The sequence below is a fragment of the Wenzhouxiangella sp. YN1 genome (assembly GCF_056324145.1).
Window position 1 is genome coordinate 254,427 of the sequence record NZ_JBJNIO010000155.1, and the last position, 11,731, is coordinate 266,157.

An 11,731-nucleotide genomic window follows, 5' to 3' on the forward strand; every position below is an offset into this window, starting at 1 on the left:
GGACGTTCTGGAATGAATTCATCCCGGCACCCCGGTCAGCTCATGACCACGACTGCGACCACTATTGTGACCACAATCGTGCACACGACCCTGCTCGCCGTACTGCTGACGGCATCTCTCACGGCACGGGCCAGCTGGCCCATCTCTGCCGGCAGCGGCGAAAACGACGAAGTCGTGGCCATGGAAACCGGCCCGGCGGGTGATACCTATGTCGTCGGCCATTTCCGCGGCAGCATCGATATCGGCGGCTTCACTCTCATATCGCAAGGCGGCCAGGATGTCTTCATTGCCAGAATCAGCCCCGGAGGCATCACCGAATGGGCGGCATCGGCGGGCGGGCCCTATGACGATCATGTCCACGGCATGACGCTCGACAATGCCGAAAACGTCTTTGTCGCCGGCGATTTCTATGCCCAGGCAACGTTTGGCGGCAGCGATATCTCGGCCGACGGCGAGGCAGACGGCTTTGTCGCCAAAATCAACAACCAGGGCAGCTGGAAGTGGGCTCGGGCCATGGGCGGCAGCGGCAATGACCGCGCAACCGCTGTTGTCGCCGTACCGGGAGACAGCTCGATTGCGCCGCCGGTGCCCGAATCGATTGTGGTGGCCGGGCGATACGAATGCTCGGCGCAGTTTGGAGCCAGCCATTCGCTGGCCAACGGCAACTGCGCGGCGACCTCCAGCGACTTGTTTCTTGCTCGCCTGGCCTCGACCGACGGCGAATTCCTGTGGGCCCGGGATCGGGGCAGCGCAGCCTCGGGCGATGAGGGCATTCAGCATCTGGAAATAGACGACAGCAATCGCGTCTACGCCGTCGGCACCCGATCACAAGGTGGCACCAGCGAACTGCTCAGCCAAAACTTTTCGTCCTGGAACGGCTGGAGCAGCAGCGATACTGAGTATGGGTTTCTCTTTGACACCCAAGGAGTCATCTTCGTCAACCGCGGATGGTGGGCGCCCTTTATCCCTTACTCTTATGCCTTTTTTACCGACACCCGTGCACTAGCCCTGCGCGGTCGTGCTGTATCGGTAACCTCCCCGCTCATTGACGCCTCGGACGCCGAGCGACTGCTTCTGCAAGGCGACTTCATGCGCGGATTTGATCCGGAAAGACAATTTCTGGAAGGGCTTATTTCAGAGAAGCCAGATCGCGGTGAAGACGTTGTTATCGAGTATCGCGACAAGAGTGGCAACTGGCGCCGGATCCATCGGCTCGAGGGGCGAGGCACGGGCGGGCAGCAATTCAAATTCACCGGCCCGGACACGCTGACCATTTCAGACAAGCGGGCGTTGCACAAACACCTCAGGATCAGGTTCAGGTTCACCGGCGGCAGCGGACCTTATTCAACGCCGCACCATACGCGCTACAACGACTGGTGGTACGCTGACAACATCAAACTGGAAAAGATCGGCAAACAGGTTCCCTTCCTGATGACGGTCGGCAACCTGCTCAACGAGAGCGGACCCAGCCTGGGCAGCCCGCAGAACCTTCCGGACGCGCTCCGAATCCAGGACACTGCCCTTGATGATGGTGGGCAGCGCCTGCTGGTAGCTGCTGACTACTCCGGCGATTTCACTTTCGCCCCCTGCGCTCCGCAAACGGGCGAGGGGCTGTATATCGCCAGCATCGACATCGCCACCTCAAGCATCAGTTGTGCCTGGGCAAGAACCGTTGCCAGCGCGGCGGCGGGCGCGATTACGGTCGACGCGCTGGGCAAGGTGTTTGCCACCGGATCGTTCGAGAATAGCGCCACATTTCACTCCGGAAGCAACGGGCTCGGCACCCTGACCAGCAGCGGCGGCGAGGATGTCTATATCCTGTCGCTCGAATCTGACGGTAGCTGGGACTGGGTCACCGGCGGCAGCGAGTACAACGAAGTTGGTGGCATACCGGCCAATGCCGGCGGCAGTGGCAACGATGCCGGCCAGGCCATTGCCACCAACGGCATCGGCGCAGTCTTCGTCGGCGGTCGCTTCAGCGCAGTGGCGTACTTCGGACCGGTCGACACCCTGGCCTCGATCGGCGGCGACGACGCTTTCGTCGTCAGCCTCGGTGCCGACGGCCGCTTTTTCAAGGAAGAGGCCTGGCTTGCCGGCACCCCGCTGACGCCGCCGCCGGACGCCGAGGTCAACAAAGTCGCCTTCACGCCTCAGTTCGAGATCAATGGCGAACCTTTCGACGCTCTGGCCGAGAACATCTTTTACTGGGCGCCTCCCATTGGCGGGAGTGCTGCCAGGCTCATTCCGCTGCAGCCCATCGACAGCATCGAGGTCAAGTGGCGCATCAAGGGTCGGGAGCTCCAGGATGAGGCGCGGATCAGCAGCTTCGGTGCCGTGGGCTGGCCACGAGAGCCCTGTTCTGACGCCGTATCGGAAGACTGCTATCAGGTTCACATCACCGGCGCACCAGTTGAAGCCGAGCCAGCCAGCGGCAGCTATCGCGTGCTGGAAGTCATCGACCCGACCAGTGGCTCCAGTAGCCCGGAATACAGCTCGGGTTCGTTCAGCACCTCGCGCTCCGGATCGGCCACGATCATCTACGTCAACGGCCCGGAAATCGATCCCACGCAGTATCCGGTCGAGGTAGAAATCGTTCGCTCCCTGCCCTACCCGGCGGTGCCGCAGTTTGTAGATAACGTCGAAGTCGAGATCGGGCGCAAGATCAGCGACCCCTTCCACAATGAACCCAATCGAACCGGCTGGGTGGTCAACGAGCTCGCCTACTACGACGGCACGGGTGCCGAAGCGGCCTACACGCGCAGCGGCCGGACCGGGGCAATCATCCCGGTCAACCGCTACAGCAACGCGCGGCCACAGGAACAGGGGCGTGAGCTGGTCGTCGGCTGGTATCGCGACAACGCCAAAGGCGTGTACTGGCCGGCCAAAGCCGTGCGCTACGCCCCGCGCTGGCCGTTTGACCCGGAACGGATTGTCGTTGCCAGTGAACTGGGCAGCGAGGTCCTGGGACAGCAGCCCTTGAGCGCTCAGGGGTTTCCATCTGCGCGAATCTACGTGCAGAATGAATTCAGCCAGCCGGGCTACAACCCCAATGACGAGCACGCCTTCATGGCGCCCTCCAACACCGGATCGGGCGAGCAGGCGGTGTTCGCCCTGCGCGCGGATTTTGGCGAAAAGATTGACGGCGACCGCGCCGCCGCTTCCGATCCCTACGTGCTGGTCAAGTACTTCAATCAATCCTCGCAAGAGTGGCGGTTCCGGGTGTTCCGCGTTGATGCCACCGGCGCGGGCTTCAACCAGTTCCGCTACTCCGGCACCGTGGGCACAACCGTGGCGCCGCCGTACCCGGTGACATTACTTGGTGGCTGCAGCGAAACCTTTGTGGAAGGCCAGGGCCTCGGCCAGCCGGCGCCACCACCTTTTTTCCAGGATTACAAGAACCAGCTCTGGTCCAAGTCGGCCGGCAGCGGTGCGGTGCATTATTACTATCCGGCGCAGCCGAATTTCTTTGTCGACCTCGACAACAACGACGATAACGATATCGAAGCTGCCACCTGCGTGCCCTGGCTGGAGCGCCTGCCGGCCGAACATGGCGGCAGCGACTCGCCGCTGGAACCGATCCGGGTCAGCTACGAGATTGCCTGGCCGACCGATATCCCCTTGCTGACCAGCGGCGAGACCCTGCTGAGTCCGAAAAGAGGCCTGCCCGACATCATCAACCAGGCAGCCGTCGAGGTCGTCTACGACGAGCATCAGGAAACGACGGCCAATGCCCTGCCCGGCGACACCCTGGTTCAGCTGATCGACCCGCTCAATCCCCGCATCGTCTATCTCGATGCAATACCCGAGGAGGTTGCCACCGAGTTCCAGACCAACGGCACCGAGGCCATCCTCGGCAGCCAGGACGGATCAATCAAACTGCCGGTCTCGATTCGCGACCGTATCGCCTACGACCCGCTCAACAAGCGTCTGATTCTCAGCGGCCTGTTCGACGAAAGCGGCGCGGGTGAACCGTTTCTGCTGCTCAACGTGCTGTCCAAGCGTGACCGGGTCACGCTCAAGACGCTTGACGGCGGCGACGGCGGCGAAGCAACCGGCTATGACAATGACTGCCTGAGCCCCGGCTCGTCCTGTTCTTGGGACCAGGCCATCGAGGCGCTGTTTCGGCTATCACGCAACCCGCAGCGCATCGAGAAGATCTGCCTGGAAACGCGCCTGGACGACAGCCGCAATCTGGTTTGCGAGCAACATCGCCCGGTGGACGCTGACGATGTACTCATCGGCTACCAGGATGACGGCAACGACGGCATTCTCGAGCCCTTCCAGGCCGTCGGCGTCGACGCTGCACTTACCGCCGGGCTCTCCCAGGGCAGCGGCTATGTCACGCTGGCCTTCAACAACGATGAATCGCTCAACCCCGAGCCAGTCAGCCTGGAGGTCATCGAGGTTGGCTGCCTGCGCTCACCACCGCCGCCGGCCGCCGCCGAAATTCTGAGCACTTACCAGGGCCAGATCAATGTGATCGCACCAGACAACATCTTCGATGAGCAGCTGGTGCTGCGACACAGCGGCGATTTCGGCGGCGATCCCGATGCGCTGGAGTTCCAGTGGTTCTACCATCCAGACGAAAACGGCACCCCGCCGCTGCCCGTTCCTGATCCGGAAAGCGGGCAGATGAACGGCTGGATTCAGGTTCCGGTGGACGATTCCCAAGGCGCTGTCGAAATCAGTATCGAAGGCGCAAATATCCAGACCCTGTCGGACAACTGGTACCTGGCTCGCTATCGTGGCCTGCCCACCTGCGGCAATGCGACCGAGTGGAGCCTGTATGCCGGCAGCCCGGGATCGACTCCTCGCGACCAGATCGCTCAACTCGCACAGGGCTGGGTCAAGCGCGTTCTCAGCCGCCTCAACCCTTTCGAGGCACGCGTGCAGGACTTTGCCAAAGCGGCCACGAACAACTACGTGAGCATGATCATCCAGCTGGGCGAACGCTATGAGGGCCCGGTAGCGCTCAACAGCGATCCGAACAACATCAATCAGCTGGGGCTGATCGAGGCCTACACCACCGTCATGCGCCGGGCCATGCAGCTGTCGGTTGACGGCACCCCACCGGTCAACTACGGGCCGGCCAATAACGCCATTTTGCTGGTCGCCTCCCGCCTGGTGGACTTCTACACCTTGCTGGGCAACGAAGCCTACGCCGACGCTCAGGACCCCACCATCGGCATCAGCACCGGGGGCGGCAGCTATCTGTCTCTGGCACCCAGTATCTTCAACTTCCAGAATCAGCTCGCCTCCCTGCTTGAAGAAGAGCTGGTGCTGCTGCGCGGCCGCGACAAGAGTCAGGGTCCGGTCACCGCTAGCCCCGTGTACAACCGCCTGTTCTGGAACTTCACAACGGGCGATGGCGAGGTCGCCTACAGCCAGAGCTATAACATCAGCGACCAGAATGCCGATGGCGTCATCGACGAGTATGATGCCCGCATCATGTTCCCCCAGGGTCATGGTGACGCCTGGGGCCATTATCTGACCTCAATCAAGACCTATTACGACCTGCTGCGCCATCCCTTCTTTACCTGGGAGCCGCGACCGGAAGCCGTCACCGTAGCCGGCGTGCCGATTCAGGTCGACTTTCTCGACGAACGCCAGTTTGCCGAATCGGCCGCGGCCAAGGCACGCACCGCCGCCGAAATCGTTGATCTGACCTATCGCTCACGCTACGTCGAAAACCCCGACGGGCAATGGCAGGGATACGAAGATACCGACCCGCAACGAGCCTGGGGCCTGAGTGAGTGGGGCCGGCGCGCCGGCATGGGCGCCTACTTTGACTGGGCGACCGCCAATTCGATTCTGCCGGAACAGGATCCGGATCCTGCGCATGTCGGCATTGAGCGCATCGATCGTACGACCGTGCGCGAGCTCAACGAGATTGCCACCCAGTTCACTGATATACAGGGCCAGGTCGACAAGGCCGATGCCGGCCTCAACCCGCTGGGGCTTGCCAAGGACGTCGTGCCGTTCGATATCGATCCGGCGCAGCTGGCCAAGTGGGGAACCTCACACTTCGAACAGGTCGCCGAGCGTGCCATGGGTGCGCTCGAGAATGCGGTCCAGGTGTGGGACTTTGCCAACCAGCTGGAAAACCAGATCCGCCGCACTCAGAACGAGGTGGACGATCTGACCATCGATGCCAACGCGCAGGAAACGGACTTTTCGAACCAGCTCATCGAAATCTTCGGCTACCCATATGCAGACGACATCGGGCCAAACGGCACCTACCCGGCAGGCTACGACGGCCCGGACATGTATCACTACATGTACATCGACGTACCGGCCCTGGCTGGAACGGACTTCGACTTCGCCGACGATATCAATAATCTAGGCATCAAGCGGATCAAGGAGTTCACCGGCAGTTACGACCCGGTGCCCAACGGCATCAACTTCTTCGACATGACGCCCAGCTCGAGCGAAACCGAGCACACCGGCTCTCACGGCCTGCCCTGCAAACTACTCCCGATTTCAGAGGGCTGCGCGCTGGGCGAGGTCAGTCTCGACGACAGTCTGGATGTCAGCTACGTCACCATCGAATCACCGGACTTCGGTTTCTGGTTCACCAAGCCTGGCAGCTGGAACGGCCAGCGACGCGCACCGGGCGAGCTGCAGCAGATCCTTCAGCAGATGCTGCAGGCCCGCATTTCACTCAAGCAGGCGCTGGTCGAATATGACCAGCTGCGCCAGGAAATCGTGTCGGAAATCGACACCCTGCAGGCCACCTTCGATATTACCGAAGACAACCTCAACCTGGCCATCAACCAGCGCAACACCCTGCAAACCCTGACCGCAGTCGCGGAAACGATGAGCGCCAGCGCGGTGGTAGCCAGTCGCGTGGGCGCCTTTATCGACGCAAGCTTCAAGGACTCGGCGACCTGTATCCCGGACAACACCATTGCTGGCCTGGCGGCCGGGGGTGATCTGTTCTCGGCCGGCCGCTGCGCAGTCAATGCCGGCGGCAGTGCAGCCGCCTTTGCTCTGGACACCTCGGCCGACGCGCTCAACATTGCCGCCAGCGCTACCGACGCTGCCAAGGAAGATGTTGCTCAGCTGTCGGGCATCAAGACTGCCATCAACGATGCCACCCTGGATCTGTTCAACGCCAAGGGCCAGGTGGATGCGCTGATGCGCAAGGAGCCTGTTCTGCGCTCGGAGATCTATGCTCGCACAGAGGCCATCAAACAGCTGCTGGGTGACTACAAGGCCACCCTGGCGCGCGGCCTGCGCAGCTTCGAACGCCTGGTCAGCTTCCGCAAACGCGGCGCCGCCGCCGTACAGGAGCACCGTTACCAGGACATGGCGTTTCGCATCTTCCGCAACGATGCCCTGCAAAAATATCGCGCCGCTTTCGATCTGGCTGCCCGCTATGTCTACCTGGCCGCAGCCGCCTATGATTACGAAACCAACCTGCTCGGCAGCGACGGCCAGGCCGGCCAGGATTTCTTGACCAGCATCGTGCGCGAACGCTCGCTTGGGGAGATCATCGGGGGTGAGCCAGTGCCGGGCACTCCGGGCCTGGCGAATGCGCTCGCCCAGCTCAGCCTCAACTTCGAGGTGCTCAAGGGGCAGATGGGCTTCAACAATCCCCAGGTCGAGACCAACCGCTTCTCGCTGCGGCGTGAACTGTTCCGTATTCCGGAAGGTGAAAAAGGCGACCAGGAATGGCGACTGGCTCTTGAAAACGCCCGTGTCGACAATCTCTGGAGCATCCCGGAGTTCCGGCGCCATGCACGACCATTCGCGCCCGAGTCGGCCGGCCCACAGCCGGGACTGGTGATTCCATTCTCGACCAACGTCACCTTTGGCCTGAACTTCTTCGGCTGGGATCTGGGTTCCGGAGACAGCTCCTACGACTCCAGCCAGTTCGCCACGCGTATTCACTCGGTCGGCGCATGGTTCGGTGAATACGCCAATCTTCCCCTGGCCGATGATCCGCGCGTCTACCTGTTCCCGGTAGGTGCCGATGTGCTCAGGGCCCCTGCGGCCAACGACTTCACGATCAGAGAATGGCAGGTCATCGATCAGGCCATCCCGATCCCCTTCCCGATCAGCTCACAGGAACTGGGCGAGTTCGACTGGCTGCCGATTCGCGATACAGTCGCCGAGTCGCCGGTCAAGACGCGGCGCTTCGGCCGCATTCCGGCCCACCACTTCAGCGAGCCCTTCGACCCGTCACAGGTCATTTCCGACAGCCGGCTGATTGGCCGCTCGGTCTGGAATCGACGCTGGCTGATGATCATTCCCGGCGGCACTTTCCTCAGCGATCCGGTCGAAGGACTGGAAACCTTCATCCATGGCGAGGAAATACCCGGCGGTGCTGGCCAACGCGACGGCCAGGGGATCAACGACATTCGCATCTTCTTCGAAACTTACGCATATCCGGGTAACTGAGCATGCAGCCGACCTACAGAACCATCACGCTTCTGCTGACACTTCTCGCGCTGGCGTTTTCAGCCCAGGCCAGGATTGACCAGCCCAGCCACGTTTTATACGGCAACGCCACATTGTTCGGGCAGCCGGTCGCGCCTGGAACGATCGTGGAAGCCAGGTTGAGCGCAACCGGCGAGACGCTGATCAGCTACCACATGGGCAAGGATCCCCGCCTGGAGGGCCAGTACGCGCTGCCGGTCGGTATGGATGACGTGTCGCCCCGACGACCCGGGTATGCGCGACCCGGCAATGAAGTCGAGATCTATATCGGCTCACGCCTGGCGGCCGAAACCACGGTCGGCGCCATCGGCCGCGCGGTTCGGCTCGACATCGACCCGCAGTATGTCGAAGGCGGCCCGACAATCACCATCGAAGACGCTGAAGTCCTCGAAGGAAACAGCGGCGACGCGCGGGTGGTGACCCTGCCTGTCACGCTGTCGACGACCTCGACCGAGGCCATCGACATCAGCTGGCACACCCGCGAAGGCACTGCCACCGGCGGAGCAAGCTGCAACTCCTCAGTTGATTTCATTTCCGCTTCGGACACGCTGACCATTCCCGCCGGCAGCATGAACGCCGACATCACGGTGACCATTTGCCCCGACGATATTCCGGAAGCAGACGAAACCTTCACTGTCGAGCTCACCGCCACCTCAAGCGGCACCTTTGCGCGCCAGGTGGCCACGGTGACTCTGCTTGATGACGACAATAATCCCGAAATTCGCGTCACCGATACCTGGGTCGAGAAACCGCGCAGCGGCACAGCCGAAGCGGTCTTCTCGGTCACGTTGTCGCGAGATCATCACCGCAACGTCTCTTTCGACTGGCAGACTGAAGACCGCACGGCTGTCGCCGGCCAGGATTACCTGGCCAGCCAGGGCACGCTGGAGATTGAGGCCGGTGACATCGCGGGCCAGATCCGAATCACCGTTCTGCCCAGCGCAGCAAGCGGGCCGCAGAAGGCGTTTGCGCTGCGCCTTGACAATGCGCAAATGGGCACGCTGCTGCGCAGCACGGCTACGGCCATCATTGCCGACCCCGATCACGACCCCAGCCTTCGCCATGAACAGGACGCAGTCAACGGCGAAGACGGCATTCACGGCATCGCCGATCCCTCGGCGCTGGCCATCACGCGCGCAGGCCACCACCTCTATGTCACCAGTGAATCAACCGGTCAACTGACCATCCTGGACAGACAACGCGCCAGCGGTCGGCTCAGCGTGTTTGACAGTATCGACACAGAAACGCCCGGCTTCGAGAGCATGGTCATGGACGGGCCAGTCGATATCGCCATCAGCAACGACGATGCACACGTCTATATCGTTGCGCATGGCTCCGACAGCCTGGTTGCCTTTACCCGCAGCGCCGCCGACGGCAGCCTGGCCCTGCAGGACAGCTATGTTCACGGCAGCCGTTCCATCACCGGCATGCAGGAGCCGCGCCGGCTGACACTGAGCCCTGATGGCGAACACCTGTATGTCAGCGGCAGCAACTCGATTGCGGTGTTTTCACGCGACAGCGCCACCGGCGCGCTGACGTTTCTCGAGTCGGAGTCCAACAACACCGACGACCCGGAAGACAGCGGCGGCACGGTAGTGGCGCTGCAGCGCCCGGCCGGCCTGACGGTCAGCCCCGACGGCAGCCAGCTGCTGGTCGCCACGCGGATGGGTAACGCCCTGCTGATCTTCGAGCGCAGTAACGACCCATCCAGCCCTGATTTTGGTCAACTGAGCTTCCGCCAGGCGCTGCAGGACAACCTTTCCGGAATCGAAGGCTTGACGGGGGCCACGGATGTGGCTGTCAGCGCAGACGGCGGCCAGGTTTACGTCACGGCCGAGCAGGCCAGCACTCTGATCCGCTTTGATCGTAACGGCGACGGCAGCCTGACTCAGAGCCGCATCTGGACCAGCGGCGAGCCACAGCTGCCCGGGATGAGCGGCCCCCAGCGCCTGGAGCTGGCGCCAGACAACGTCGAGCTGTTCGTCAGCGGCTTCGCGGATAACAGCTTCACGGTCTTTGATCGGATTTCCGCGCAGCAGGATCCCACTCGCGCTGGTCACCTGGACGTCGCGCAGACGATCTTCGACGGCCAGGCCACCACCGACCATCTCGCCGGCCCTACCGATATTGCCGCCTCCCACGACAAACGGCATATCTATGTGCTTGCCAATCAAGACAATGCCATCGTGGTGTTCACGCGGCTATCCGCCGACGCCCTGTTCTCCGACCGTTTCTCGGCGGACTGATCCCGTGAACTGACTTGCCGGACACCGGCAGCAATACCAACCCGGCATGCAATCGGCAAAGCCGCCGGGTTAATATCATGAAGCAGGCGCTACGATTGTCGGGCGCCTGCTTCATACCGGAGTACCCGCATGAATCTTTTTGCTGCCCTGGTCGCAATCACTGCCATCATCGGTTTTGTCCTCATCAGCCGACACTGGCTGGAATCCCGGCGCAGCCGCAGCGCATGCCAGGCGCGGCTTGATCAGATCGAAGACGAGTTTCGCAAACGTATCGAAACGCTTGAGCGCATCGTCACCGATCGGCGCGAGGCGCTGAGGAAGCAGATCGATGAACTCTGAAAATGACCGCCCGGTCGCGCACCTGATGCGCCTGTTCTTCAAGGGCCTGGGCACGATCATCCCGATCGCGCTGACGCTGCTGATCGTGCTCTGGCTCGCCGGCATCGCCGAGCGTGGCATCGGTTCACTGATCAAGCTTGTACTGCCGCATGACTGGTACATCACCGGCATGGGCCTGGTCGGGGGCGTTGTCGTTGTGATCGCCATCGGACTGCTCAGCCAGGTGTGGCTGTTTCGCAAGCTGATCGGCCTGGGCGAGGCCGCGCTGGAACGCATGCCGGTGATCAAGTCCGTATTCCGGGCGACCAAGGACTTCGTGGAGTACTTTTCCAGCGACGACGCCAAACGCTTCAATCAGGCGGTCATGGTTCGCCACCCGGAACTGAACGTCGGCGTGATGGGCTTCATCACCCGCGAGGATTTTTCCAACCTGCCTTTCGGCGAAGCCGGAGAGGTCGCCGTCTATCTGCCGCTGAGCTATCAGATTGCGGGCTATACGGTGTTTGTGCCGAAACAGTGGTGCGAACCATTGGACCTGCCCTTCGACGACGCCCTGCGGTTCATTCTGACCGCGGGGATGTCGCGGCGGGGAGGATAGCTTATTAACCCGGCATCAAAGCAGGTTGCATCCGTTTCCGACTTTGGATGTGGTGCGCCGGAGTCGAATCTGGAAAAAGCCGGGCCGTCAGCGGCCCGGCCTTGTC

4 protein-coding genes are annotated in these 11,731 nt (G+C 62.0%); all 4 read left to right on the forward strand.

Annotation, left to right across the window (positions count from 1 at the left end; translation table 11 throughout):
• Positions 1-12 precede the first annotated feature (12 nt).
• The 4 genes from ACEWQZ_RS12445 to ACEWQZ_RS12460 all read left to right on the forward strand — a co-directional run bounded on the left by ACEWQZ_RS12445 (position 13) and on the right by ACEWQZ_RS12460 (position 11,625).
• Entirely contained in the window at positions 13-8,403 is an 8,391-nt protein-coding gene (locus tag ACEWQZ_RS12445; protein ID WP_476483419.1) for a hypothetical protein, read from the forward strand.
• A gap of 2 nt (positions 8,404-8,405) precedes the next feature.
• Entirely contained in the window at positions 8,406-10,688 is a 2,283-nt protein-coding gene (locus ACEWQZ_RS12450) for a beta-propeller fold lactonase family protein (protein WP_476483420.1), read from the forward strand.
• A gap of 129 nt (positions 10,689-10,817) precedes the next feature.
• Positions 10,818-11,027: a hypothetical protein gene (locus tag ACEWQZ_RS12455; protein ID WP_476483421.1), complete on the forward strand. Its 210-nt coding sequence runs from the start codon at positions 10,818-10,820 to the stop codon at positions 11,025-11,027.
• Entirely contained in the window at positions 11,017-11,625 is a 609-nt protein-coding gene (locus ACEWQZ_RS12460) for a DUF502 domain-containing protein (RefSeq protein ID WP_476483422.1), read from the forward strand. Before ACEWQZ_RS12455 ends, ACEWQZ_RS12460 begins: the two co-directional genes overlap by 11 nt.
• The last annotated feature ends 106 nt before the right edge of the window (positions 11,626-11,731 follow it).

Excerpts from the sequence above, each read along its gene's own strand:
- ACEWQZ_RS12445 (WP_476483419.1), top strand. The coding sequence starts at position 13 with ATGAATTCATCCCGGCACCCCGGTCAGCTCATGACCACGACTGCGACC.
- ACEWQZ_RS12450 (WP_476483420.1), top strand. The coding sequence starts at position 8,406 with ATGCAGCCGACCTACAGAACCATCACGCTTCTGCTGACACTTCTCGCG.
- ACEWQZ_RS12455 (WP_476483421.1), top strand. The coding sequence starts at position 10,818 with ATGAATCTTTTTGCTGCCCTGGTCGCAATCACTGCCATCATCGGTTTT.
- ACEWQZ_RS12460 (WP_476483422.1), top strand. The coding sequence starts at position 11,017 with ATGAACTCTGAAAATGACCGCCCGGTCGCGCACCTGATGCGCCTGTTC.